This window comes from Streptomyces sp. NPDC004647, assembly GCF_040609575.1.
Lineage (GTDB): Bacteria > Actinomycetota > Actinomycetes > Streptomycetales > Streptomycetaceae > Streptomyces.
In genome coordinates this window covers 22,382-48,198 of sequence record NZ_JBEXKU010000050.1, presented here as the reverse complement: position 1 = coordinate 48,198, position 25,817 = coordinate 22,382, and the positions used below count along the sequence as shown (strand labels likewise).

The 25,817-nt window shown below is 69.6% G+C and carries 19 protein-coding genes; 10 read left to right on the top strand and 9 right to left on the bottom strand.

From position 1 onward, the window contains the following. Nucleotides 1–40 precede the first annotated feature (40 nt). From ABZW18_RS22115 to ABZW18_RS22075, 9 genes are all read left to right on the top strand, one after another. Nucleotides 41–853 carry a class I SAM-dependent methyltransferase gene (locus ABZW18_RS22115; protein ID WP_356189897.1) on the top strand — a complete coding sequence of 271 codons (813 nt, stop codon included), beginning with the start codon at nt 41–43 and terminating at the stop codon, nt 851–853. Nucleotides 854–997: 144 nt separating this feature from the next. Then, on the top strand, nt 998–2,773 hold the full coding sequence (locus ABZW18_RS22110; protein ID WP_356189895.1) for a choline/carnitine O-acyltransferase: 1,776 nt from the start codon (nt 998–1,000) through the stop codon (nt 2,771–2,773). Nucleotides 2,774–3,079: 306 nt separating this feature from the next. Then, nucleotides 3,080–3,883, top strand: a complete 804-nt coding sequence (locus tag ABZW18_RS22105) for a protein phosphatase 2C domain-containing protein (protein WP_356189893.1) — start codon at nt 3,080–3,082, stop codon at nt 3,881–3,883. A 246-nt stretch (nt 3,884–4,129) separates the two neighbouring features. Continuing rightward, nucleotides 4,130–4,699, top strand: a complete 570-nt coding sequence (locus ABZW18_RS22100; RefSeq protein ID WP_356189891.1) for a class I SAM-dependent methyltransferase — start codon at nt 4,130–4,132, stop codon at nt 4,697–4,699. A 108-nt stretch (nt 4,700–4,807) separates the two neighbouring features. Next, nucleotides 4,808–5,077 (top strand): acyl carrier protein, encoded by a 270-nt coding sequence (locus ABZW18_RS22095; RefSeq protein ID WP_356189889.1) that lies wholly within the window; start codon nt 4,808–4,810, stop codon nt 5,075–5,077. Continuing rightward, nucleotides 5,074–5,763, top strand: a complete 690-nt coding sequence (locus ABZW18_RS22090; RefSeq protein WP_356189887.1) for an RraA family protein — start codon at nt 5,074–5,076, stop codon at nt 5,761–5,763. The genes ABZW18_RS22095 and ABZW18_RS22090 overlap by 4 nt, the downstream gene beginning before the upstream one ends. A 16-nt stretch (nt 5,764–5,779) precedes the next feature. After that, nucleotides 5,780–7,072: a cytochrome P450 gene (locus ABZW18_RS22085; protein ID WP_356189885.1), complete on the top strand. Its 1,293-nt coding sequence runs from the start codon at nt 5,780–5,782 to the stop codon at nt 7,070–7,072. Next, complete coding sequence (locus tag ABZW18_RS22080) at nt 7,069–8,244, top strand: hypothetical protein (protein ID WP_356189883.1); 1,176 nt, start codon at nt 7,069–7,071, stop codon at nt 8,242–8,244. The genes ABZW18_RS22085 and ABZW18_RS22080 overlap by 4 nt, the downstream gene beginning before the upstream one ends. A gap of 1 nt (nt 8,245) precedes the next feature. Continuing rightward, nucleotides 8,246–9,946: a condensation domain-containing protein gene (locus tag ABZW18_RS22075; protein ID WP_356189881.1), complete on the top strand. Its 1,701-nt coding sequence runs from the start codon at nt 8,246–8,248 to the stop codon at nt 9,944–9,946. Nucleotides 9,947–10,097: 151 nt separating this feature from the next. Here ABZW18_RS22075 and ABZW18_RS22070 read toward each other — a convergent pair whose 3' ends face one another. The 7 genes from ABZW18_RS22070 to ABZW18_RS22040 form a co-directional block, all read right to left on the bottom strand. Beyond that, entirely contained in the window at nt 10,098–11,390 is a 1,293-nt protein-coding gene (locus ABZW18_RS22070) for an MFS transporter (RefSeq protein ID WP_356189879.1), read from the bottom strand. A gap of 85 nt (nt 11,391–11,475) precedes the next feature. Then, nucleotides 11,476–12,747 carry a DUF1266 domain-containing protein gene (locus ABZW18_RS22065; protein ID WP_356189877.1) on the bottom strand — a complete coding sequence of 424 codons (1,272 nt, stop codon included), beginning with the start codon at nt 12,745–12,747 and terminating at the stop codon, nt 11,476–11,478. A 395-nt stretch (nt 12,748–13,142) separates the two neighbouring features. Beyond that, nucleotides 13,143–16,046 (bottom strand): NHLP bacteriocin export ABC transporter permease/ATPase subunit, encoded by a 2,904-nt coding sequence (locus ABZW18_RS22060; protein WP_356189875.1) that lies wholly within the window; start codon nt 16,044–16,046, stop codon nt 13,143–13,145. 1 nt (nt 16,047) lies between these two features. Next, nucleotides 16,048–18,216: an NHLP family bacteriocin export ABC transporter peptidase/permease/ATPase subunit gene (locus tag ABZW18_RS22055; RefSeq protein WP_356189873.1), complete on the bottom strand. Its 2,169-nt coding sequence runs from the start codon at nt 18,214–18,216 to the stop codon at nt 16,048–16,050. A gap of 137 nt (nt 18,217–18,353) precedes the next feature. Beyond that, nucleotides 18,354–19,160 (bottom strand): HlyD family efflux transporter periplasmic adaptor subunit, encoded by an 807-nt coding sequence (locus ABZW18_RS22050; RefSeq protein WP_356189871.1) that lies wholly within the window; start codon nt 19,158–19,160, stop codon nt 18,354–18,356. 253 nt (nt 19,161–19,413) lie between these two features. After that, nucleotides 19,414–19,620, bottom strand: coding sequence for a type A2 lantipeptide (locus ABZW18_RS22045; RefSeq protein ID WP_356189869.1), 207 nt, complete (start codon nt 19,618–19,620; stop codon nt 19,414–19,416). Nucleotides 19,621–20,159: 539 nt separating this feature from the next. Further along, the gene (locus ABZW18_RS22040; RefSeq protein ID WP_356189867.1) at nt 20,160–20,582 is read right to left on the bottom strand and encodes a YchJ family metal-binding protein; all 423 of its coding nucleotides are present in this window, start codon (nt 20,580–20,582) and stop codon (nt 20,160–20,162) included. Nucleotides 20,583–21,124: 542 nt separating this feature from the next. Between ABZW18_RS22040 and ABZW18_RS22035 the strand changes: the two genes are divergently transcribed. Continuing rightward, entirely contained in the window at nt 21,125–23,575 is a 2,451-nt protein-coding gene (locus tag ABZW18_RS22035) for a LuxR C-terminal-related transcriptional regulator (RefSeq protein ID WP_356189865.1), read from the top strand. Between the two features lie 177 nt (nt 23,576–23,752). On the opposite strand, the gene ABZW18_RS22030 is transcribed toward ABZW18_RS22035, so the two are convergent. Next, a complete protein-coding gene (locus ABZW18_RS22030; RefSeq protein ID WP_356189863.1) occupies nt 23,753–24,337 on the bottom strand; it encodes a sigma-70 family RNA polymerase sigma factor in 585 nt (194 codons plus the stop codon). 432 nt (nt 24,338–24,769) lie between these two features. After that, complete coding sequence (locus tag ABZW18_RS22025; protein ID WP_356189861.1) at nt 24,770–25,777, bottom strand: CHRD domain-containing protein; 1,008 nt, start codon at nt 25,775–25,777, stop codon at nt 24,770–24,772. Nucleotides 25,778–25,817: the final 40 nt, after the last annotated feature.

Genomic DNA, 25,817 nt, shown 5'->3' with positions numbered 1-25,817 from the left:
GGCCCATCGCCCGCTCTGCAATCCACAGAGGAGTGCACCCGTGCGTTTCGACACGACTGGAAAAGTCTCACTCGATCACATCTACACGCAACCCGACCCGCGCGCCTACTTCAGTACGCTGCGCGAGCTCGACTACTGCATCCCTCAGTTGGCCAAGCCCTATTTCGCAAAACTCATCCAGGAATACCGGGAATCGCAGCAGGTCCTGACTCCCAACGTTCTGGACATCGGCTGCTCCTACGGCATCAACGCGGCTCTGCTGAAATGCGACGCGACCATGGACGAGCTGTACGAGCGCTACGGCGGCAGCGCTGCCGAGCCGCGGACCCGCAGCGCCCTCCTGGCCCGCGACCGGGCGTTCGTGGACTCACGGCGCAGCGTCAAGCGCATCCGGTTCGTGGGCCTCGACACGTCGCAGGACGCCCTCTCGTACGGGCTCTCGGCCGGGTTCCTCGACAGCGCGGTCCACGCCGACCTCGAACAGCACGAGCCGACGGAGCGGCAGCGCGAGCAGCTCGCCGGAACGGACCTCGTCATCTCGACGGGCTGCCTCGGCTACGTCACCGACAGGACCATCTCCCGGGTCGTCGGCGCACACGGTGACCGCAAGCCGTGGATGGCGCATTTCGTCCTGCGGATGTTCCCCTTCGAGCCTGTCGAGGAGAGCCTGGCCGGGGCCGGATACGAGACCGTACAGGTGGAGGGTTTGTTCAAACAGCGGCGGTTCGCCTCTCCGGAGGAGCAGTCGCTCGTCCTGGAGACGCTGTCGTCCGTCGGAGTGGATTCGCGAGGTCTGGAATCCGACGGCTGGTTGTACGCCCAGCTTTACTTGTCCCGGCCGCGTGACACGTAATAGTTGCGCAGTCGCGGACCTCGCGACGCACAAGGGATCATCAACAACAGCGCAACCGCGCAACCGCCTGGATCGAGAGATGAATTGAACAGTAGTCAGGGAACGGCCACCCCTACCTTCGCCCATGAAGACAGCCTGCCGCGCGTGCCACTGCCCACGCTGGAGGAAAGCTGCGAGCGGTTCATCGACTGGTGCGCGCCGCTGCTGACCGCGGACGAACTGGCGGCGACAGAGGCGGAAGTGGCCTCGTTCCTCCGGCCGGACGGCCCCGGACGCACGCTCCACGCGGCACTCGAGCAGTACAACGCCGAAGAGGGCGTACACAGCTGGCTCGACACCTTCTGGCCGTCCCGGTATCTGGGCCGGCGCGACCGCATCGCACTCAATGCGAACTTCTTCTTCCTGTTCAAGGATTCCGGCCGGCCACAGGCGGAACGGTTGGCGGGGCTCATCGCCGGGGCCGTCAATTACAAGCTCAAGCTCGACGAGGAACGCGTTCCGCCGATCCTCCAGCGAGGGCAGCCGCTCACGATGGAGCAGAACAAGTACCTGTTCTCCACGACGCGGATTCCCGGACCTGTGCAGGACACCGTCCGAACGCCGTACACCGAGGAATGGCCGGGCCCGTCACAGGCACGCCACATCGTGGTGTTCTTCCGCGGAAACATGTTCCGTATGGATGTGATCGGCCCGGACGGCCGGCCCCACACGCTGGACGACCTCATGGCCGGACTGCGTGCCGTCATGAAGACCGGTGCCGTGCGGGCCGCGCCGGACACCTCGGTCGGGCATCTCACCACCAAGGCCCGGGCGGAGTGGGCAGCCAGCCGGGACGCGCTGCTCGCCTGTCACCCCGGCAACGCGGCTGCCCTCGACGAGGTCGAGACCGCGCTGTTCTGCGTGTGTCTGGAGGACTTCGCACCCAAGGACACCCTCGAGGCGTGCGACCAGCTGCTCCACGGTGACAGCGGCAATCGGTGGTTCGACAAGGCCGTGTCCCTGATCGTCTTCGAGGACGGTACGGCGGGCATCAACGTCGAGCACTGCGGCCTGGACGGGACCACGATCCTCAGCTTCGTCGACAGTCTGATGGGCGCCTCGGCGGAGGAGCACTCCCAGGAGTCGGGCGCCCGGCCCCAGGGCATGCCTGCCGTCGAGCCCATCGAATTCGTGCTCGACGCCGGCCTGCACGCCGATGTGCGGGCGGCTGCCGACTCCTTCGCGGAGTACGGGGCCAACACCGCCACGTCCGCCCTGTCGTTCGAGGACTTCGGCGGAAACCGGGCCAAGCAGCTCCGGATCTCGCCGGATGCGTTCGTACAGATGGCCTACCAACTCGCCCACAGGCGCGCCAAGGGACATGTGGGCGCCACGTACGAGGCGATCGCCACGCGACAGTACCGGCGCGGCCGTACGGAGGCGATGCGCGTCGTCACGCCCGAAGTGGTGCGGTTCGTGGCCGCGATGGAAGACCCCGAGGCGGATGAGGCGACCCGCAGGGCGGCGTTCCGGGCCGCCGCGCAGAAGCATGTGGAGCGCGCGAAGGAGTGCCAAGCGGGGCAGGCGCCCGAGCAGCACCTGTGGGAGCTCCAGCTGATTCAGAAGCGGCGCGGCGAGGCGCTGGGGGTGACCGAGCCGCTCGCACTGTACGAGACGCCGGGCTGGATCAAGATGAGGGACGACTATCTGAGCACCAGCTCGGCGCCCTCCATCAACCTCCAGCACTTCGGTTTCGGATCGACCAGCAGCCGGTGCATCGGTGTCGCCTATGTGTTGCTTCCTGACCGCTTCAATGTCTACTTGAGCACACCGCTCCCGGTGGCCCACGAGATGTCCGTCTTCGCCGACAAGCTGCGCGAAGCGGTGCATGAGCTGAAGGATCTGCTCGCCACCGAGACCCCGGAGAACTCAGGGGCGTGACCGGTGACTCAGGTGCGCTCCCGGGACCGCCCCAGTGACAGGCGAGACCGGGACGCCTTGAGTCGTAGGCGAACGTGACGAGGGCCTTCCGGCCCGGAGTGGATCGAGAGAACCACAACCGGCAGGCGGAAGGCCCTCGTTGTCCTCGCCGCAGTCGCCCGCCCCGCCCGCTCGGCTCGCCCCGGCCCCGCGGCAGGCTGCATCCGGCCCCGGTCGGTGGGGTTTCCGAGAGGAACTCCCTCGACGGGGAGCGCTGCATCCGCTTCCCCGACATCAACACGACGGAACAGAAAGGGCGCCGCTGCCATGCGCATCAGTCTGGCGACCGAGCCTGGGACACCCGGCCTGGCCAACGAGGACGCCGCCGCCGCCACGGACACGGTGGCCGTGGTGCTCGACGGCGTCACCACGCTTCCCGGGTACGGATCCGGCTGCCGGCACGGCACGGTGTGGTTCGTACGGCAGCTCGCGGACCGGATCCTGGTCAGAGCCGGCGTGCCGGAGGCCGGACTCGACGAAGCGCTGCACGCGGCGCTCACCGATGTCGTGGAACTCCACGGCGGTGGCTGCGACCTCTCTCTTCCCGACCCGCCGTCGGCGACCCTCGCCATCCTGCGGGAGACCGAAGAGGCGCTCGAGTACCTCGTCCTGGCCGACTGCACGGTGGTCGTGGATATCGCCGGCACGGTGCAGGAGATCACGGACGACCGCCTCCTCCGCCTCCACCTGCCGGAGCGCAAGGCCGTGCTGGCCGATCCCACACCGGAGGCTTACGCGGCCCTCATGGAAGCCAAGCGGGCACGCCGTAACCGACGGGGCGGCTACTGGGTGGCGGCCTCCGAGCCCGAAGCGGCTCGGCACGCCCTGACGGGCCGCTACGACCGGCACCGGGTACGGCGGGCCGCGCTGATGACCGACGGGGTCTCGTGCGCCGTCGACCGGTACGGGCTCACCGACTGGCCCGGGCTGCTCGACGACCTGGACCGTGCGGGGCCTGAAGCGGCCATCCAACGGATCCGCCGGGCCGAAGCGGAGGATCCCGACGGGATCCGATGGGCCCGGGGCAAGACGCACGACGACGCCGCCATTGCGTATTGCCGACCCGGCTGATGACAGCGTGTCGGGGCGTCCGATACGGGCGTGCTCCGGTCCTTGTTGACTCCCAACTCAATGGCATAGCAAGGGATTTGGCCATCTCGAATGATGGATGGTCCATTGCCGGGGGAGATGCTGATCGCTAGTGTCTTCGCAGAGGTTTCCGCCGGGTGCCTTCCCCATTACATTCATTGATTGCGACCACAATCCTCCTTGCGTGCAATGGCCGACGAGTAAGTCGGTGCGTGAAGGGAACATTGAATGACCGAGCTGCCTCATCTCGTTTCCGAGGCCCTCAAATCGGCGGCTGATCACGATTTCCCGCTGTCCTGTGAGCCTTTGGTGGGCAGACTTCTGTCCACGCTCAGCGCCGCGGTTCCACCCGGGGGCCGTATTCTCGAATTGGGCACCGGCGTGGGCGTCGGAACCGCATGGCTGGTCGAAGGGGTCCTGTCCCGGAGCGATGTGACGGTCGTGACGGTGGAGAGCAGTCCCGACCTTTCCGCGCCGGCACGGCGGCTGCCCTGGCCCGAGTGGGTGGAACTGAGGACCGGGGACGCCGTGGAACTGCTTCCGACGCTCGGTGGTTTCGACCTGATCTTCGCCGATGCCGAGGGCGGGAAATGGGAGAGACTGGACCTGACCGTGTCCGCGCTCCAGGCATCCGGAATTCTTGTGGTCGATGACATGGATGTGACGCGCTATCAGCGCAGCGAGCACCGGGCCACCGTCAGCGAAGTGCGGGACGCAATCGTTTCCCATCCGCGTCTGACGTCCGTCGAGCTCCCCGTTGCCAGTGGAATCATCATCGGCACGAAACGCCACGTCTGAGAAGACCGGGCCCTACCACTTCGGAATTCCCTCACAGCCCTTGACGCATCGATCGATCCGCCGAGCCGCCGTCCGATCCTGACGTACCCACTCACAAGGAAGACAGCAATGGAACAGGAACATTTCTACAAAGAGATACGGGAATTCGTGAAGTCGCTTCACGCGGACTCGAAGGAACCGGTTCCACAGGAGATCGCCCCTGACGACAACCTGTTCGACATGGGCCTGGTGACCTCGTTCTCGATCATCCGGATGATCGTGTTCGTCGAGTCCCTGACCGGCTGCTCCATCGATGTCGCGGAACACGACATCGAGAATTTCTACACCCTGAGGGGTCTGTACGGCCTCGTTCAGGCGGAAGAAGGTGCGAAGCGATGACCGCCGTGGAGTCGAAGTTCAGCGAGCAGCAGATCGCACAGTTCCGGAGTCGCTTCGACGATCTGGGATGTGCGCAACTGGCCGATGCCGCCGGTGAGTACATCACGCAGCTGCCGATTCCGCTGGTGCCGCGCAACGGCCACGACCGGGTCTGCGGACCGGTCTTCCCCGTGGCGACCCGGGACGACATGCTGCCGTGTCTCCAGGCGCTGGCCGCCGCCCCGCCCGGCTGGGTCATCTTCATCCACAACGAGACCGAGCCGTCCGAAGGGCTGGCGGGGGACATCTACACCGCCTCGGCGGAGGTCCAGCGGCTGGCCGGGATCGTGGTGAACGGAGCGGTGCGCGACCTCAGCGACATCGCCTCGATCCCCGTCCCGGTCTTCTCCACCCAGGTCAACTACGTGTCGGCGAGGACGACCGATGTCCTGGCCGAGCGGGTCCCGGACACCCTGGAGGTCGCCGGCTGCCGCATCGAGCCCGGGGACTGGATCTTCGGAGACCCGGACGGCTTCCTGATCCTGCCGGAGAACCGCGTGTCCGCCGTCGTCGCCGCCGGGAGCGTACTGCGCGAGCGCGAGGAGCGGCTGCGCAAGGCGATGCGGTCGGAAGGCAAAACGCTGGCCGAGCTGACGGGCCTCGACGACTTCATCGCGGGAACCGGCGAACTCAAGTTCAATCCATAGACACGGGGGGCATCAGGTGCCCAATCAGACAACGGACCCTCCGCCGCCGGTGATGCGGCCCAACCACGATGGCGACCGCGATGGCGACGGCGACCGCGGCACCGAGCCCGGCACGCGCACCGAGCCCGGCACCGGCACCGAGATCGACTTCGGTTCGGCGGCCTTTCAGACGGACCCATGGCCGCTGTACGACTGGTACCGGGAGCACCGGCCCGTACATCTGTCGCCGGTCCACGACTCGTACTTCGTCTTCGGCTACGACCACGTGCGCCAGGTGATGACGTCCTCGGACTTCACCGCCTTCCACCCCTTCCGCACCAGCCGCCGTGCCTTCGGGCCCTCCATGCTCGACAGCGACGGCGCCGAGCACACCCGGCTCAGATCCGCCGCCGCCGGGTCGTTCCGTCCCCGGCCCACCGCGGACTTCGCCCAGCGGATCGTCTCGCCGTTCGCCGGGGAGATGCTCGACGAGCTGCTGACGGACGGCCGTGCCGACTTCATCGAGGTGCTGGCGCGGCGGCTGCCCATGCGGGTCGTCTGCCGGATGATGGGACTCCCCGACAGCGACGCCGACTGGCTGCACGAAACGATGCGCCCGCTGGTCGCGTACGTCGATCACGACGACGTCCCGTTGGACGAAGTCGTGGCTCACCGGGGGACGTTGCGCGACTACTTCCGTGGCTTCACGACCGGCTGTCCCGCGGAGAGCGGGCTGCTGGGCACGCTGGCGGAGACCGGGACCCTCAGCGACGCCGACCTCGTCAACACCTCCATTCTGCTGCTGGCCGCCGGCACCGAGACCACGACCGGCGGTCTGACCAACCTGCTGTGCAGGATCGCTGCCGAACCGGAGGTCTTCGAACGCATCCGAAAGGAGCGGTCGCTCATCCCGGCCGTAGTGGCCGAGACCCTGCGTCATGAACCACCACTGCACGTCACCCTGCGTTTCGCGGCACAGGAGGTGACCCTGGGCGGCGTACGGATCCCGGAAGGAGCCCCGCTTCAGGTGGTTCTGGCCAGCGCGAACCGTGATCCGGCCGTCTACGAACGGCCGCACGCCTGGGATCCGGCCCGGGAGCGCAGAGCGACCCTGTCCTTCGGCATGGGCCGCCACGCCTGCCTCGGCATGGGGCTGGCCAACAGGGAGTTGGAGATCGTACTCAACGCCGTGCTCGACCGCGTGGAGCGGATGTCCCTGGACAACGGCGTGCTGCCCACGGCCCAGGGCCGTACGTTCCGCATGGTCAGCCGTTCCCGGTGCACCGTCACGCTCCGGGACGCCGAGGACAGGGCTGGAGCTCAATCGTGAACACCATGGTGACCTGGACCTCGCCGAAAGCGCTGGCTCCCGCCCAGCGGCGGACCTTCGAGGACCTGCTGTCGTACTGCCTGCCCGAAGGGTCGGAGGTCCGGTGCGAGCACCGGGAGTCGGACACCCTCGTACGCTACGCCGAGCCACCGAACGATGCTGCTGACACGGCCGTTGCCCTGCTGGAGGAGGCTCACGCCCGCGCGTCGCTGGCAACCGCGCGCGAGCCGAAGGAACTGCTGGACCTGGGAGACGCTCCGGCGGTGCCCCGCCCGGCGGCGGACGCGACATGGGTGGGGCCGGGACTGCAGGTCGCGGGGCCCGGGTTGGCCCGCCTGACACGGGCCCTGGACACGGTCTTCCTCGGTCTGGCGCAGGAGGCCGGCGCCGCGGAGCACGCGGTGCCGCACCTGGTCTCCTGGGACACCATCCACAGAGCCGGCTACACCCGCAACTTCCCCCAGCATCTGACGGCTTGCAGCGTCGTCGGGCCGGACCTGCGGGCGCTGGACCGCTTCGCGGGTTCGGCCGATCTCGTCTCGGCGTCGGCGGAGCTCACCCCCGCCGAGGTGGTCCTGGCGCCGGCGGTGTGCATGAACCTGTTCGCGGCGCTGGCGGACCGGCCGCTGGCGGGACCGGTCACCATGACCGCCCGCGGGATGTGCGGACGGTACGAAGCGGGGGCCGACCGGACGCCGACCCGGCTCTGGTCGTTCGACATGCGGGAGGTCGTCTTCCTCGGCGACCGGGCCGCCACCAGGACGTTCCGCGACACGATGCTGGACGCGGTGGCCGATCTCGCGCGCCTCCTCGGACTGCCCTGCACGCTCGCCGCCGCCAATGACCCGTTCTTCACCTCGGAGCGCGAAGAACTTCTCGGCTACCAGTCCGCGTTCGATCTGAAGCACGAGTTGAAGGGCCGGATGGCGGACGGCACCGCGCCGGTCGCCGTCACGTCCGTGAACCTGCACAACCAGCACTTCGGGTCGCAGTTCGGGATCGCCCTCCCGGACGGGGCGCCGGCCTACTCCGCCTGCATCGGGTTCGGCCTCGACCGGTGGGCGCGGTGGTTGCACGGCCACCTCGGCGACGACCCCCGGGACTGGCCGGAGTTGCTGCGGTCCGCCGCCGCGCCCGTCGGGCTTCCCGGACTGCGCAGAGAGGATCGATGAGATGCGTCCGTCCCCCGATGTGACGGTTTCGTTCTCCGCCGGGCCGGACAAGGAGGGCCCGTCCAGCTGGGCCCAGACCAAGACGTACCGGCGGCGCGCCAAGTATCCGGGCGACCGCAACAGTGCCTTCCTGACGCAGATCACCGAGCTGCCGCCGGAGTCGGACATCCCGCGGGTCGTCGCGGCGTTGCGCTCCCTGCTGGTGGCCCACGAATCGCTGCGGACTCTCTACCCCGACGTCGACGGGCTGCGGCAGCGGGTCGTCGGGGAGGGCGAGCTTCCGGTGCGGGTCCACGACGCCCCGGACGACGGGACGACGCTCTCGAACGTCCTGGAATCCATGACGGAGCGCCCGTTCGACTTCGCCCGGGAACTCCCGCTGCGTGTCGCCGTGGTGGCGCCGCACGGCACGCCGAGGAAGCTCGTCGTCGTTCACTCGCACATCGCGGTGGACGGCGAGGCCCTGCGCATCCTCGGCGAGGACCTGGAGAACGCTCTGGCGGGGGTGAGCGGGCCGCTGCCGTCCGGCGCCGCGCACCAGCCGCTGGACGTCGGCACGGAGCAGCAGTCGGCGGCTTGGCAGGAGCGCAATGAAGCCGCCTTGCGCCACTGGGGCCGGGCTCTGGCAAGGGTCCCGCAGTCCGTGCTCGCCGTGCCCGCGGGCACCCGCCCCGACAGCTCCCCCCGGTACCTGTGCGGAGTCCTCCGCTCCCGTACGGCCGCCGACGCGCTCCAGGTGCTCGCTGCCCGCACCAAGGCCAGCAGGTCCGCGGTACTGCTGGCCGCCACCGCGGCCGTACTCGCGCACCGGGCCGGCAACGACCGCTGCGCGCTCACCTCGATCGCCGCGAACCGCAACACCCCGCACACGGAGCGGTACGTCGGCACCATCGCGCAGGACGCCCTCGTCGTTCTCACCGCCGGGAGCGGTACGTTCGACGCGCTGGTGCGCCGGGCCTGGGCCGGGAGCCTCGCCGCGTACCAGCACAGCCAGGTCGACCCGCTACGCCTGTGGGACCTGATCGACCGGATCGGATTCCGGCGTGGCATCCGGTTCGCCCGGGACTGCGTGTACAACGACCGCAGCGGGTCCGGAGATGCCGCTCCCGTGCCCGAGGGAGCCGGGCGGACGGGCCTGCTGGTCGATCCGGCCACGTTCATGCCCGTGCGCTTCTACTTCAAGGTCGTCCGCAGCGTCGGTGTCGCCGAGTTCTCGCTGTGGACCGACTCGCACTACCTGCCCGAGCCGGACCTGCGCGCCTTCCTCACCGGGGTCGAGTCGCTTCTTGTCGCCGCCGCGGACGAGGACCTGCCGCTGGAGCGGGTCGGAGCGGTCTCCGGGATCGTCCCCGTGGTGCGGGGCCCCGAATGGGTGGAGATCGACTCTTCGCTGATCGACCTCGCCGCCACCGGAAACCTGGTGGAGAAGGCCGCGGGGGGCCGTACGTCGGCCGTCCTCCCCGTCGTGCCGGAGAGCGCGGGCGCCCCGGAGCTGGTGGCCTACGTCGACGCCGGCGGCGCTTCGTTGACCCCTCACGCGCTGCACACGGCATGCGTGGCAGCGCTGTCGGAGTTCGACGGGGCCATGGCCCCCGCGCGGTACGTGCTCTGCGACGGGGCTCCTGCCGAGCCGGCGGCGGCCGAACAGTGGCTCGGCCGGCCGGTTCTGCGGTCGGGAGACGGCCGGGAGCCTGCGGCGTAGAGGTTCTCCGGGCCCCTGCCGCGTAGAGGTTGTCCGGGCCGTCGGGAGGCGGCCGGGTGTCTCCGGGGGGCGTCCGTGTCTCCGGGGGCCGTGCCATCGGTGTCTCTGGGGACACCGGCCGCCGGAGACAAGCCCAACAGCCCTGAGCCACTCAGCCGGACTTCACCGGGGCGCCGTCGACCCTGTGCAGGTTGCGGATGGCGGGTACACCCAGCAGTGCTACGCACACCACGACCGCCATCACGCCGCTGGTGAGCAGCACTTCCCGGATCCCGAACAGCCCCGAGGCGGGGCCCGCGAGCGCCTGTCCGACGGGCAGCATGGCCACGGAGCCGGCGACCTCGTAGGCGTGGATGCGGTTGAGGACGCGGCCCGGCACCTGGGTCTGAATGCTGGTCGCCCACATCACGCTCCAGAAGGCCATGGCCGCACCGGCCACCGCGAACCCTCCGGCGATCAGCGGTACGGGCAGATGAGCTCCGGGGGCAAAGGACTGCAGGCAGAAGCCGAACAGGGCGATGGCCCCCGCGCGCAGGGGGTGCCTCGGGCGGATGCGCATGGCGAGCAGCCCGCCGGCGGCCATGCCCACCCCGAGCGCGGAGTTGACGATGCCGTACGCGCCTTCGCCGTGCTCGGTGATGATCTCAGTGGCGGCCAGCGGTACGGTCGGCCCCCACACGGCGATCATGAGGACCATCCATATGACGATGACGCCCCACATCCACGTACGGGAACGGAATTCACGCCATCCCTCGACGAGATCGGCACGGAAGGTCCGGGACGTGGACGTCCTGGTGGTCGGCACCGCCTCGTGGGCGGAGGCGGCGGGCAGTCTCATCAACGTCAGGCAGAGGGCGCTGACGAGATAGGTGACGGCATGGGCGGCGAATACGCCACCGACCGATGTCAGACCGACCAGCACACCGGCCAGCGCGGGGCCCAGAACGGCCATGAGGGATTCCGCGGTACGGACGGCCCCGTTCGCGCCCTGCACATCGTCCGCGATCCGGGGAATCGTGCTTGCGACACCGGGCTGAAAGAGCGCGGCGCAGACGCCGTTCACCGCGCCGATGGCGCACAGTTGCCACAGCACGACATGGCCCGTGAAGAACATGGCCGCGGCCAGCGACTGGGTGCCCACGCGGATCAGGTCGGCCCCGACCATCAGGACGCGCGTACTGATGCGATCCGCGACGACGCCACCGAAAATGACAAAGCCCGCGAAACAAGCCGTGTAAGACGCCATCGCGGCCCCGACGGCCCCGGCTCCGTGTCCATATCGGATGAGACCGGTGGCCAGCGCGATGGGCAGCATCATGTCGCCGAGTTTGGCGACGGCTCGCGCCAGAAAGAAGAAAAGGAAACTCCGCGACCAAAGAGCGGAAACGGGGGCGCCCCGCGAAATGCTCGCCGCTTCCTTCCGGGTCGAATTCGGTGATGTCATAGACCTGCCATTTTGTCAGTGGGCGGCCTGCCCCGTCCATCGAGAACTCCCGGGCCGGGCACGGGCGTTCGCCCGCGTCCGATGGTCACTTCCAGGGGATGCTGAGCCAGGGGCTGTGCGGGTCGGTCGTCAGAACGCGGTGCGCATGAAGCATCTCCTCGTACCAGTTGCCGAACTCCTCCTCGTCGAAGTGGAGGCAGCGGCCCAGGACGAACCCGGCTGAGAAGTCCTCCCAGGACTTGTACGTCACCTGACTGATCCGTCCGGCACGGACGACGGCCTGCTCTGTCTCCGCGAGGTCGCAGAAGCGGGCCCCGAGGCCCCAGCGAGCCATGTTCGACGCCCGTCCGTAGTCCCAGGCCAGAACTGAGCGCACCTGCCTGCCCTCACCGAGGAGCCCGTCGGCGCGGAAGCGGCTCTCGTAACGGGTGATACGGCCTATGAGCTGCTGCACTCTGCGGATCTCGGCTTCGACATCCACGCTGCGACCGGGCTCCTCCTCACCCGGTTCGGCACGGGCCGCCTGGTCGAGCCGGTGGCGCATGACCCGCTCGGTGACCTGCCGCCAGTGCGCGAGGTCGACCGCGCCGCCGTACTCGCGGGCGATCGACTGCCGTACTTCCAGCACGAATTCCCAGACAGCGCTGACCATGCTGCCGTGGAGCAGGGCTTCCTGAGATTCGAGCCACTTCTCCCTGGTGCCGATGCCCCACCACTCGAGCAGGAGGTCCCGCTCGCTCTGGTAGCCGCCCCCGTGCCAGCCGACGGTGTTCCACAGGGCGCGGTTGTTCACCGACAGCAGCGCTCCGCAAGCGAGCCCGTGCGCCACGGGCCCGTGCAGCGGACCGCCGACCCACAGTGTGCGAAGAGCTCCCTCGGAGTTCGTCGGCACCCGCTGGGCATGCTGCTGCCACACCGCTCGATGAGCCGGGGTGGCGGGAAAGTACGCCTCGCAGGGTGTGCCGGGGTTGACGGCCAGCCAGTGGTCGTCCCAGGGCCAGTCCCGGGCGAGCGTGTGCAGGCTGTCGCTGAAGAAGACCGGATCGGGTGCGGGTGCGGGCAGCACTCCGGAGGTCAGGACTGCGAGACAGTGTGTGCGGGTTCCGGGGTTCCAGTACGGAGAGTACGAGACCTTGCTCAGGTCGGCGTCGGCCCGGAGCCGGGACATCGCGTGGTAGAGCCTCGTACCGGCGAGGACGTCGAAGTACGTGGCCCAGTCGCCGCGCATCTTGGCCTCGTACAACCCGTGTTCGACATCTGTCGGCGCCTGCCATGGCGGTATCTGCGCCGCCCCTGCGTCCGGCCCGTACCCCTGCGCCGCAGCTGGGCCGGAGGCCACCCCGTTCCACATCCCCATGACGTGAACCCTACAAACAGCCTTCAACCGACCCTGCACCGGCTGCCGTTCACAGCACCAGGCGCAAGGAGTCCTTGCAAGGGTCGGCGCAGTTGGCGGTAGTCGGTCTGGACAGCATCATTCACAGATGACCGGGAACGGGCCTTCCGCGTCGGCAGCCATTGTGCGGCTCACGCGGTATACGAAGACGGAACTGAGCGAGATCCTCGGCGACGGTGCCGACCCCTGCGGCGTCGCGGAGGTTTGGTCTGACGTGGCTGCCCAAGGAGGAGCGATCCGACCTGCTGGCGGGCCGCTTGGGGTGGGAGCAGGTGGTCGGTGGCTGCACCCGGCCTGACTCCGCCCCGACGCGGAGCGATGGGCACCCGAGGGAAGGCACCTCGCTGCGCGGCGGGTCAGCTGATCTGGCGGCGGACCAGTTCATGGAACAGGCCGCTCGTATCGGCGAGTAGATCCGCGGGCGCTCCCTGCTGGAGGACCTTGCCCTCCGACATGACGATCACCCGGTCGGCGTCCATGACGGTGGACAGCCGGTGGGCGATCACGATGCGGGTGGCGCGCAGCTTGCGGGTGCTCTCGATCACGATGCGCTGGGTCTCGTTGTCCAGCGCGCTGGTGGCCTCGTCGAAGAACAGGATGCGCGGGCGCCGGATCAGGGCCTGGGCGATCATCAGACGCTGTCGCTGCCCGCCGGAGACGGTGCCCCCGCCATCGGAGAGCACGGTGTGCAGGCCCATCGGCATGCGTTTGATGTCCTCGGCCAGACCTGCCATCTCGGCGGCCTCCAGCGCCTCTTCCTGGGAGAACATCTCGGCGCCGCAGATGCAGTCCAGAATCGAGCCGCTGAACGGCTGGGAGTTCTGCAGGACCACTCCGCACTGACGGCGTACGGCTGCCTGGTCGAGGGCCGCGAGGTCCTGGCCGTCGTAGAGGACGCTGCCGGAGACCGGCTGGTCGAAGCCGATGAGCAGCCGGAGCAGAGTCGACTTGCCGCAGCCGCTGGCCCCGACGATGGCCACGAACTCGCCGGGCCGTATCCGGAACGACACGTTGTCGAGCACCATCGGCCCGTCCTCGGAGTATCGGAAGGACAGCTGCCTGGCCTCGATACCGCCGGACAGGGTGCCGGGCTGTGTGCTGCCTCCGCGCACCTCGGGGACCTCTTCGAGCACCGGCTTGATCTGTTCGAACAGCGGCAGGACGGAGGCGGCCGAGATGAGCGCACCGGTGAGCTGGGTCACCGAGCTCAGCATCATCGTCACGGCGGTGTTGAAGGTGAGGAACTCGCTCGCCGACAGACTCCCGCGGGCCGGGCCGGCGAGGAGCATGAACATGATGAGCGTGCAGAGCGGCAGATAGACCGCGTTGAGGACCGTGATCAGGTTCTTCATCCGGCCCACCCGCTGCTGCAGCTCGCGACTGCGGGCGAACTCGCGTGCCCAGGCGGCGTAGGCGAAGCTCTCCGCAGCGGCGACGCGCAGTTTGGGCAGTCCGCGCAGGGTCTGGAACGCCTGGTTGTTGAGCTTGTTGTTGAGCTCGATCAGCCGGCGTTGCCACCGCAGCTGCCATAGGCCCATACCGAGGAACAGCGAGGCGATGACGAGCAGCATGCCGATCGCCGTCAGCGCCAGCGGGACGCTGAAGACCAGCAGCAGAACGAGGTTCACCGTACCGACCGTGCCGGCCTGTACCGCCACCGAGCTGATGCCCGACATCACGCGGCGAATGGTGCTGATGCCCATGGCAGCGCTGGCCAGCTCTCCGGTGGAGCGCTCGGTGAAGAACTTCGTCGGCAGGCGCAGCAGCCGGTCCCAGACAGCCGGCTGGAGCGTGCCTTCGATACGCCCTTCCATACGCAGGATGGAGGTGTTCTGGAGCAGCATGAACGCGGCGGAGACGACGGTGGTGACCACGAGTGCCAGCGAGGTCTGGACGATCAGGCTGTTCTCGGCGTTCGGTACGTAGACACCGAGGACCTGTCCGGTGCCGAGCGGCACCAGGGCGCCGAGACCGACCGCGACCAGACCGCCCAGGATCAGGTTCCGCACGTCCGTGCGGGTGCCGCGCAGGCTGAAGCGGAGCAGCCGCCAGGTGGCCATCGGCTGTTCGGGCAGCGGACGGTAGAACATGACGGCGCGGGATTCGAAGTCGGCCGCGTTCGCCCTGCCGATGCTCGACCGCTCGCCGCTGACGGGCTCCACCGCCTCGTACCGGCCGCGGCGCCACAGCAGCGCGACCGGGGCTCCGGTCCCGGCCCGGTGACCCACCAGGGGACCGCTGTTCTCCCGCCACCAGCGGCCGGTGAGCTTGACCACGCGGGTACGGAACCGTGAACTCAGCGCGACGCGCTCGACCGGATTCATCCGGTCGTTCAGCGCGCCGCCCTCCGTGGGCGCGGTGACCGGCATCCCGACGGCGCCGGCGACTCTGCGGCAGGCCGCGAGTGTCGCGTCGTCGGTCTCCTGGGCCGTACGGGACGGGGCCTTCCCCGATGTGCCGATCGAGGCCAGCAGCGCCTGGTCTGCCTGGGCGCGTACGGACTCCCCGGCCTTGATGCCGGCCGCGGTCCGGTCCTCGTGAGCACGCTCGAGCTGTTCGATCCAGCGGTCCAGCGCGAACAGCAGCCGGGACTGCTGGTTGACCATGCCCTGCCACACCGCGCCATCGATGAGCAGGTCGGCGGCCATTTCCATGCTGTACGCGGCGCCGTACTGCACGCTGCCGGGGGCCACGGACATCCACAGGATGTTGTCGTCGGAGGCTTCGTACGCGGCGGCCGACGCCACCGTTCCCTGTTCGGTCTCGTCGCCGGGCACCGACTGACCGACGTTCATGCCCGGTTGGCCGTCCACGGGCGCCTCGAACAGGACACGCAGGCTGCGTCCCACACCGCGGGCCAGCGCGTCCTCCAGCGTGCTGGGCATCGCGGCGGGGTCGTAGTACGACCACTGGTCGCCGTACCCGGGCTCGGGCCGGAACAGCTCCCGGAGCTGGATCCGGCGCAGTACGCAGCCCTGAAGGGGCCGGCCGACGAGGGTGTGCTGCGGGCCTTCGACGGGCCCGAGGAGCAGAGTTCCCGTGGTGAGCCGGCCGAGGAAGTGCCAGTGCCCCTGCGAGGCGGCGTCGACCGCGAACAGGTCCAACGCCCCGTCAGCGACCAGCCACAGCACATGGGGCCCCTCGAGCGACAGGCTGCGGGTGCCGGCGCAGTCGACCGGCTCGCCCAGACCGCCCAGGGCACCGACCACCACGTCTCCGGGCCCGGTGCCGGTGACCACGGGGTGGTGAACGGATGTCACGTCAGTGCTCCTTGACCAGCTCGGCGTACGGCCCCCCGGCGACGACCAGGTCCTCGTGCCGCCCGCGCTCCACGACCGTCCCGTGGTCCAGCACGACGATCTCGTCGCTGTCGCGCACCGTGCTCAACCGGTGCGCGATGACGACACAGGCACAGCCACGCCGCCGCAGATTGTCGATGATCAGCTGCTCGGTCTCCGCGTCCAGGGCACTGGTCACCTCGTCGAGGACCATGATGCTGGGCCGGCGGACCAGCGCCCGGGCGATCTCGAGCCGCTGCCGCTGGCCGCCGGAGAAGTTGCGGCCGTCCTGCTCCACCCGGCTGTGGATGCCGCCGGGGCGCCGGGCGACCGTGTCGTGGATGGCGGCGTCCTGGAGTGCGGAGACGACGGCCTCGTCCGTGATCGACGGATCCCACAGCGCCACGTTGTCGCGGACGGTGCCCTCGAAGAGGAAGACGTCCTGGTCGACGAAGGACACCGAGGCGGACAGCGCACTGCGGGGGATGTCCTCCAGCCGCCGGTCGTCGATGCGGATCGCGCCTTCCCACGGACGGTAGAGACCCGATATCAGCCGGGATACGGTGGACTTGCCACTGCCGGAGCCGCCGACGAGCGCGACCTGCTGGCCCGGTCCGACCGACAGCGAGAAGTCGGTGAGCAGCGGTTTGTCCAGCGGGCTGTATCCGAACGTGATGTTGTCCAGCGTCACGTGACCGCGCAGCCTGCGGGTGCTCGCGGCCGGCTCGCGCCGCGAGTACAGCGTGTCCACCGGGAAGCTCTCGACGTCCTTGAGCCGGGCCACATCCGCCGCGAAGTCCTGAAGCCGGCCGGCCACCCCGTTCAACCGGGTGATCGGTGCGGTGAAGCTGGTCACCAGCGCCTGGAAGGCGACGAGCAGGCCGATGGAGATATGGCCTTCCACCGCCCGCAGCCCGCCGATCAGAAGGATCAGCGCGCTGTTGAGCGCGGCGAGGCTGGGCGCGACGACGGCCAGCGCCGCGCTCGGCACACCGAGCCGCTGCTGTCCGTCCAGCGTCGTCGCGTGCTGGCCGGCCCAGCGGCGGAAGTACCCGTTCTCGCCTCCGGTCGCCTTCATCGTCTCGATGAGCTGGAGCCCGCTGTAGGAGGTGTTGGTCAGCCGCGCGCTGTCCGCGCGCAGCTTCTGCGTACCGGTGGCCCGCAGCCGGATCACCACCCGCATCGCCACCACATTGAGCAGCGCGATCAGCACGCCCACGACCGTCAGTTGCGGGTCGTAGCTCCACAGCAGGAACGCGTAGAGGATCACGACCACGGCGTCCACGCCGGCGGCGGCGAGGTCCCTCGCCAGGGTCTCGGCCACCGTGTCGTTGGACTGCAGGCGCTGGACGAGGTCGGCCGGGTTGCGCTGGGCGTAGAAGGTGACCGGCAGTCTGATCAGATGCCGCAGGAAGCGGGCGCTGCTCAGCGTGGACGAGATGATGCGGCCGCGCAGTAGATTCGACTGCTGCAGAGCGGTCAGTACGGCGGTCAGCACCACCATGGCGGCCATCGACGCGAAGAGCACGCCCAGAAGCGACGTCTGGTTGCCGAGCAGGAACATGTCGATGTACGTACGGCTCAGGGCAGGTACGGACGCGCCGACGACGACGAGCAGGAAGCTGGCGATCAGCGCGGCGAGCATCGTGCCCGTGGTGCCGCGCAGCCGCGCCGGCATGGCGCGCATGATCCCCGGCTTCCGGCCGCCCCGGCGGAACTCCTCGCCGGGCTCGAAGGTGAGTACGACGCCGGTGAAGCTGGAGTCGAAGTCCTCCATCGAGACGAACCGGCGGCCCCGGCCCGGGTCGTTGATGTGCACCACGCGGCGGCCGAAGCGCCGCCCCATGCCGTCGAAGACGACGTAGTGGTTGAACTCCCAGAACAGGATGGCCGGCGCCCGCACCTCCGCCAGCGCGGCGGGTTCCATCTGCATGCCCTTGGCTGTGAGGCCGTAACTGCGCGCCGCCTTCAGCAGGTTGCTGGCACGGGATCCGTCACGGGACACCCCGCAGGCGATCCGCAGTTCCTCGAGGGGCACATGCCGGCCGTAGTGGCCGAGCACCATGGCCAGCGAAGCGGCACCGCACTCCACCGCTTCCATCTGCAGAACGGTCGGACTGCGGACGGTCTTCTGCTTCTTCCCCTTCGGCACCGGCTCGGGCCTCGCCCGGTTCGGGCGGTGCCGACCGCCGTTCGCCGGGCCCGGACGGTGCTTCCCGCGCCCTGCGACCGGTATCGGCTGTGTCGTGGCGGGGTCGCTCCGCGTCGTGGCGGGGTCGTTCCGCGCGGTCACGGGAGGAGCCAGTCGACCGGGCGCTGCGCCGCCACGTGGATGGCGCCACTGACCAACGTCGTGGAATCGATCGCGTACGGCGGTCCGCTCTTCGACGACCAGGTGTACCCCGACGTCGTGCCGCTCGACCGGTCCAGCTGCACCAGGACCGCCACCGGTTTGCCCTGCGCCGAGAACTGCTCGCCCAACTGGCTGTCGCCGAGGAAACCGGTGATCTGCTGCCGGGTCTGGGGCACCCGGCCGACGGCCTTGACACGGCCGCGCAGCACACCGAACTGCTGCGCCGGCACCGACTGGACGGTCAGGTCCACGCGAGCGCCCACCGGGACCGTCGATCCGCTGCCGCCCGACACGTACACCATCGCCACCAGCGGGTCATCGGGGTCGTCGATGCGCTCCACGGTCGCCACATCGGCTCCGGTCGTGACCACCGCGCCGATCTTGGCCACCATGGAGGTCACCCGCCCCGCGGCCACCGTACGTACGGCCTGGACGCCCCGCTTCGTGCGTACGTCCAGCAACGGCGCCCCCTGGGGCAACCTGTCGCCCTCCTTGGCGCGGACCGCGGTGACTTGTCCCGAGACCGGGCTCTGCAATACATAACTGCCCTCGGCATGGGTGAGGATGCCGGGCGCGTTCAGCTTGGACGAGACGGAGCCGGTCACCGCCCAGAAACACGCGGCGGCCATGACGAGGACCGTGACGGTCAGCACGAGCCCGCCCTGCGGCCGGGCGAAACGCACCGGTACGTCGAGCTCTTCAGGCGATTGCAGCTTGGAAAGCGCCTTTTGCCGGAACTGCACGGAACTATTCCTTCAACTACATTCGTCGCGGTCGGAGCACACCCGTGCACGACCAGCCCAGCAGTGCGTGAGTGTAAAGCAGAACCGAGGTTAACAAATAGCGTCCGACAGTTGTCGACCGACGCATCCATGGACCCCGGAACGGAACTGTTCCGGGGTCCATGGGCAACTCTACTGGGATTCCTACTGTGATTCGGATGCACCGGTAGGTTGCATAATGCTCCAGGCTGTGACGCCTTGCGGCGACGTCGCCTCAGAGGCCGGCGAGACCGGTGACGCCAGCGGTGTTGATGCCGGTGGCCTCCGAGGCGATGCCGTTGACCTGCGAGACCGGCAGAAGGGACTCGGCCGTGGACACGGTCTGACCAACCGCCACGCCGAGGACGCCGCCGGAGACGTTGTCCAGGTCGCTGTCGGCAATCTCGCGGGTCTCGACCTGGGGGGTGGAGTCGTTACGCATGAGGGGGGCCTTCCTTAGTTCATGAATGTTTCTTACTTCTGTCGGCCGCTCGACAGCGAAGCCGATCGGCCGTTCAACGGTCGCCTGATGCCCGGAAAACCGAGAATCTGTAACTGCGAACCCCGCAAGATCAAACCATGCTGCCCGACCACACGTCCACCCAGGCCGCGGGGTTTTTAGGTCAGCGTTTCGGTACTTTCGCGTGCAGTATTGGGCACCGGATCGTGACGACTTCTTCACACCATTCCGGTGGTCAATTCCCCTGTGCAGATCCCGCCGTTATCCCGATCGGACATGTCTGCATTTAAGGCTCGGCGGACGCCCGGGCGAAGCGCGATCCGGTGACGCTGCTGTGTGCCTTCGGCGTGCACCGCGTGGAGGGGTGAGGCGGGCAGCACTCGGTGGCGCTGCCCCTGGATCGCCCGGCATCTCGCCCCCCGTGCACGGTTATCGCCCCGGCATCTCGCCATCCGTGCCCGGTTACTGACGCGCCGTTGCCCGGTGGCGGTTCCACGGATGCGTGCGTCCGCGGTATCCGTTCAGTCGCTGACGACGCCGTCCAGATAGACCCAGGCACCGTCGTGGCGTACGAACCGGCTGATCTCGTGGAGCTCGCCCGCGTGGCCGTGCCGGGTGTAGTGAGCGCGGAACTCGACAGTCCCCTCGCTGCCGAACGGGCCGCCGCCAGTGCCGCCGACGATGTCCAGGCGCTGCCAGCGCATCGCGGGATCGAAGTCGATCCCCGCAGGCCTGGTCGACGGGTGCCAACTCCGGAGCAGATACGCCGCGTCGTGGACGGCGAAGGCGCTGAAGCGGGAGCGCATCAACTGCGCGGGCGTGGCGGCGCGGGCCTCGCCCCGGTGCAGCCGGCCGCAGCAGGCGTCGTACGTCGCGGGGAGCCCGCAGGGGCAGGCCGTCGGGGTGTGGCGGGACTGCTGCGCGCGTGGCGTACGTCGGGGCATGAGGGCCATTGTGACGGGGCACTGCGGGCCGGGGGCGGCGTGGCGGGCCGTGCGCTGTGGCGCGGGTGTCGTCTTTGCCCGCGCACTGTGGGCGGGTGTCGTCGGTGGCGGTGGGCGCTGCGGGCCGGCGGCGTCGGTGGCCGGGCGCTGTCAGCCGGGCCGTCCGCGGCCATTTCGCCGCCATTTCGCCGACCATTCGACGGCCGGCGTCCGGCCGGTACTCGTCGGGCGCCGTACCGCTGATTTCGACGCGCCCGCTAGAGTGACGACTTGAACAACCATGAGGGGATTCAGGGGCATTGGGCGGGGGCCGCCGACTGAATTCCGACCGTAGCGCCTCACGGAGAGTAGGGCCTGTGCCTTCCGCGACCGGTCGTTGTGCCATCTGTGGTGAGGGCTTGGACGCCCAGCCCGGGAGAACCGGCGGCCGCGTGGGCCGGCCCGCCAGATACTGCTCCAGCGCATGCCGGCAGCGGGCATACCGGCGGCGCACCGCCGTGGACCGGACCGGGGACACCGCTGCGGCTGGTCCGGCGCAACGGATGCCGGAGAACGCATCCGCGCCCCGGGCCGTACGTGCCCCCGCGGCCGCACCCGCGTCCCGGGGCGTACAGGCGCACACCTCCGCACCGGCGCCCGCTGCCCCGGCCGCGGGGCCGGTCCCCAGGACCGTCGGCCGACTGCCCCTGCCGCTGGACAGCTTTGTGGGCCGCGACGGCGAACTGGTCGAACTCCAGTCCCTGCTGGGCCGCCACCGGCTCGTCACGCTGACCGGACCCGGCGGAGCGGGCAAGACGCGGCTCGCGGTCGAGCTGGGCCTGCGGGTGCAGCCCCGCTACCCGGACGGTGTGTGGCTCGTGGAGCTGGCCTCCCTCACCGACGCCGCTCTGCTCGTACAGACCGTGGCGGACTGCCTCGGTATCCGGGAGGAGGCGGGCCGGCCGGTTCTGCACACACTCACCGACACTCTCTCCCAGCACCGGACCCTGCTGGTGCTCGACAACTGCGAACACCTGGTGCTGCCGGCCGCGCAGCTCGTCGAGGCGCTGCTGCGTCACTGTCCGTCCCTGCGGGTGCTGGCCACGAGCCGGGAACCGCTCGACGTATCCGGGGAGACCGTCGTACGGGTGGGCGAGCTGCCGCTTCCCGAGCTCCGGCCGAACCGCACACGGGCCCAACTGCTCACCTCCGCCGCGATACGCCTCTTCGTGGAGCGGGCCCGCGCCGCCGCCCCGGACTTCCGGCTCACCGACGGCAACGTGTCCGACGTTGCCGCCCTGTGCACCCGGCTGGACGGCATACCCCTGGCCATCGAGCTGGCCGCGCGCCGCGTGCGGCTGCTGCCGGTGGCGGAGATCAACGCCCGTCTCGACGACCGTTTCCGGCTGCTCACCAACGGCGCGCGGACCGCCGCCGGCCGGCACCGGGACCTCCGCACCACCATCGAGTGGAGCCATGACCTGCTGGAGCCGTCCGAGCAGGCGGTGTTACGACGACTGTCGGTGCTGGTGGGCGGCTTCGGCCTGACGACCGCGACGGCCGCCTGCGCCGACGGTCGGACCGTCCTGGCGGAGGACATGATCGACCTGCTCGCCGGACTGGAGGCGCGCTCACTGATCGTGCCGGAACGCGGGGCGGTGGCCGGCCGGTTCCGCCAACTGGAGTCCATCAGGCTGTACGGGCGCGAACAGCTGACCATCGCCGGGGAAGCCGACGCCACCTTCGACCGGCTGGCCGGTCACTTGCTGACGCTGGCCGAACCGATCGTCGGCGACGAGATGTTGCACTGCTACCAGGAGCTCGAGCCGCTCGACACCGAGCGCGCCAACCTCACCGCGGCCGTCGAATGGGCCGCGCAGCGTGGCGACAGCCGCTATCTGCCGCTCGCGGCGGCCTTGGGGCGGTGCTGGCGGCACCACGGCCACGCCGCCAAGGGCCGCGCACTCCTGCGGACCGCGCTGGAGACCACCGGCGGGGCCCATCCGGGCCGCGCCGCGGCGCTCGAGCAGGCGGCGGCGCTGGCAGCGGGGCAGGGGGACCACACCGAGGCCGCGGCACTGGTGAGCGAGGCGGAACAACTGGCCCTTCAGTCGGGCCGTCCCATCCCACTCGTCCGCGTCCTGGGCACCCTCGCACGGGTCCATCTGTCCTGTGACCGGAACGCCGACGCCTACGCGGCCTCGGCGCGCTGCCTGGAACTCGTACGGCCACTCGACCGCCCCCTGGACACCGCGGTGTGTCTGCACAACTTGGCCTGGGCGGCGCTGCAGTCCGGCAACACCGAGCTGGCCGGCGAGCTGATGGAGAGCTGCCTTCCCCTCTACCGCCGCCACTCCCCGCACCCGTTGCCCCCCGAGTGGTTGCACACGGCGGGCGCTCACGCTCTGGCGCGCAAGGACGCCGAAGCCGCGGAACAGCACCTCCGCGAAGGGCTCGAGACGTACCTGCTCTCAGCGGATTCCGGCATCCTGCCGGTCACCGGTGTGATCACACTGGAGAGCCTTGCGGTCGCGGCGGCCCAGCGCGATCGTCCGCGCCGCGCCCTGAGGCTCGCCGCGGTGACGTCCGGTCTGCGGCGGGCCCGCCGGCTGCACAGCGACCCGGCCACGGAACGTGAGCTGCGGCAGGCCCTGGCCGCGGCCCGCGACCTGCTCTCACCGGCCGACGCGCAGGAGGCCGAGCGGGAGGGGAGCGCGCTGAGTCTGCCGCAGGCCCTGAAGTACGCGGTGCACGACGTGTGGCAGGAGCCGGTCGACGACGCGCTTCCGCTGACCGACCGGGAACGCGAGATCGCCCGGCTCGTCGCGGCCGGACTGACCAACCGTCAACTCGCCCGGCGGATCCACGTGTCCCAACGGACCGTGGAATCGCACCTGGAGAGCATCCGCACCCGGCTGGACCTGCGTTCCCGGGCGCAGCTTGCGGCCTGGGCGACCCGGCATCTGGGGGCCGAGGTCACGGACGTCGGGGTCGCGGACGCCGCTCCGGGCTGACCACACCGCTCAGCGCCCGGGGCCCCGCGGCAGCCGTCCTGCGCCACACGCCACAACCGCGGCGGCCCCCGTCGGCGCCCCACGGCGCCTCCCCAGCGCCTCCGCAGCCGGCCGCCCCCCATGGCGCCCCCCGTAGCGACTCCGTGGCCTGCCATCGCGCGGCGCGGCGCGGCCCCGTCACCGCCTGGTGGTGCTGACATCCCGCTCGTCGAGAGCCAGTCGCAGGGCCCGGAGGGCGTAGTGGATACGCGACTTGACCGTGCCCGGCGGGACGCCGAGCGCATCGGCCGCCTCCTGCACCGACCTGTCGCGGAAGTACGTCTCCTGCAACACCGCACGGTGGGCGGGTGACAGTGCGTCCAGGGCGTCCGTGAGGACCACCGAGGAGAGCATGCGGTCGATGTCGTCCGCCTCGGCCGTCAACTGGTCCTCGAGGCCGCTGCCGTCGACTTCCTCGGGGCGGGCCTTGCGCCTGCGGTAGGTGTCGACGGCCAGCCGGCGCGCCACGGTGAACAGCCACGGGCGCAAGGACCGGGTGCCGTCGAACTCCGCCCTGCGCCAGGAGCGCAGCAGCGTCTCCTGCACGATGTCCTCGGCCTGCTGCCGGTCCCCGCCGACCTGGCGGATCACGAAGTGCAGCAATGAGTCGGCGTGCTCGTCGTACAGCGTGCGCAGCGCCCGCTCCCGGTCACAGGAGGCGCCGGTGGACCCGATGACGCTCCAGTTCCCCGGCACCGCGCGCTGCTCCGTTAAAGCCCCCATGACCCCGGTCCCCTCTCGATTGGCGAATGCAACAAGCATGCGATCTGCACGTAGGTCTGCACATCGGACAGAACCGCACACCTCATTGCGTGACGTGGTTGAGCGCGGACGGGCGGCCTGACCAGGAGTTATGCGGCTCCGCGTTACGCGGAGCCGCGCCGGGCCGGGTTCCGTTACGAAATGGGCGTTACGCAATCGCACCGCATCCCCGCGCTGCCCGGCTCTGCGGGATGCCGTACGAGGCGGGAGCGTCAGGAAGCGCGCCAACGCCGAAAGCGGCCCGCCTGGGGGGGGATCACAGGCGGGCCGCGGTCTCGGGGCTGCGGTCAGGAGGGACGGTGAGGGGCACGGTGTGCGTGCTGCGGTCAGGGGTCGTGGTCAGTGGAGACAGGCCGGGGCGGTCGGTGTTCTGGTGCGTCGGTCAGGGCTGCGTCACCGCTGGATGAAGAGGTAATCGGCCTGATACGGCGCAGCGGCCTTGGGCTGCGTGTGCGGGTCGCAGCCGCCGGCCGGCGCGACGCCGCCGACCGTGTTGAGGCGCAGGATCTCTACGCTGTTCGCCAGCAGGCCGTGCTTCTTGCCGGACTGCGTGGCCTCCAGATCCAGCTCAGGGATGTTCTTCGCGCCGTTCGGCCGCTTGGAGATGAGCTTGCCGGTGACCGCGGAGCCGTCAGGGGCGATCCACTGCGGCGGGCCGGCGTTCGGCTTCACGAAGGAGTGGTCGATGTTCAGGCCGAGCTTGGCAGTGACGTTGTTCTGGGTGAAGGCGTACGTGCCGTCGGGCTGCTTGGTGCACGCGTAGATCTGCTCGCCCTTGACCACCGACGCCTGGAAGTTGGACAGCGCCTTGTCGATGTCGACGGGCTTGCTGAGGCGGTGGAGCTGCCCGCGGACGGCTCCGCCGGGGAACTCCGCGGTGTGCAGGTTGGCGTAGAAACCGGCCGGGTTCTCGGCCAGGTCTCTCAGCAGCCGGGGATCGTCGACGGTGACCGAACCGGTGACGGCGTTGAGGCCACCGGGCACCTTCTCGGCGAAGAACGGGATCTTCACGGCCCCGTTGGTGCCGGACTTGCCGAGGTGGATGTGGGCTGCGGTGGGCGCGGCGGTGCCCTGCCACTTCAGCGCGAAGGAGACTTGGTTGCCCTGGATCCGCAGGAACTGCACGGCCTTGCCGTTCTTGTCACCGACCGCGGGGCCGCCCTGCGCCGGTACCTCGTTGCTCCCATTGAGGCCGGCGGCGAAGAACACCGGCTCGCCGGCCACGCCGTCCCGGGCCGCCACGTCGGCGCCCCCGCTCTTCCGGACGGCGGCGCCGTACCCGTCGTGATGGCCGCCGTCCCGGGCCAGGACCGGGGTGATGCCGAGGGTCGTGCCGACCGCGGCGGTCACAGCGGTGACGGCGAGCCCGGCGGCCACACGACGGTTCCTGATGACATTCATGTCGAGCTCCCTCTGGTGGTGGAACCGGCGCCCCGCGCCG

Coding starts and splice junctions, on each gene's coding strand:
- ABZW18_RS22105 (WP_356189893.1), top strand. CDS start 3,080: ATGCGCATCAGTCTGGCGACCGAGCCTGGGACACCCGGCCTGGCCAAC.
- ABZW18_RS22100 (WP_356189891.1), top strand. CDS start 4,130: ATGACCGAGCTGCCTCATCTCGTTTCCGAGGCCCTCAAATCGGCGGCT.
- ABZW18_RS22095 (WP_356189889.1), top strand. CDS start 4,808: ATGGAACAGGAACATTTCTACAAAGAGATACGGGAATTCGTGAAGTCG.
- ABZW18_RS22090 (WP_356189887.1), top strand. CDS start 5,074: ATGACCGCCGTGGAGTCGAAGTTCAGCGAGCAGCAGATCGCACAGTTC.
- ABZW18_RS22075 (WP_356189881.1), top strand. CDS start 8,246: ATGCGTCCGTCCCCCGATGTGACGGTTTCGTTCTCCGCCGGGCCGGAC.
- ABZW18_RS22070 (WP_356189879.1), bottom strand. CDS start 11,390: ATGACATCACCGAATTCGACCCGGAAGGAAGCGGCGAGCATTTCGCGG.
- ABZW18_RS22065 (WP_356189877.1), bottom strand. CDS start 12,747: ATGGGGATGTGGAACGGGGTGGCCTCCGGCCCAGCTGCGGCGCAGGGG.
- ABZW18_RS22045 (WP_356189869.1), bottom strand. CDS start 19,620: ATGCGTAACGACTCCACCCCCCAGGTCGAGACCCGCGAGATTGCCGAC.
- ABZW18_RS22040 (WP_356189867.1), bottom strand. CDS start 20,582: ATGCCCCGACGTACGCCACGCGCGCAGCAGTCCCGCCACACCCCGACG.
- ABZW18_RS22035 (WP_356189865.1), top strand. CDS start 21,125: ATGCCGGAGAACGCATCCGCGCCCCGGGCCGTACGTGCCCCCGCGGCC.
- ABZW18_RS22030 (WP_356189863.1), bottom strand. CDS start 24,337: ATGGGGGCTTTAACGGAGCAGCGCGCGGTGCCGGGGAACTGGAGCGTC.
- ABZW18_RS22025 (WP_356189861.1), bottom strand. CDS start 25,777: ATGAATGTCATCAGGAACCGTCGTGTGGCCGCCGGGCTCGCCGTCACC.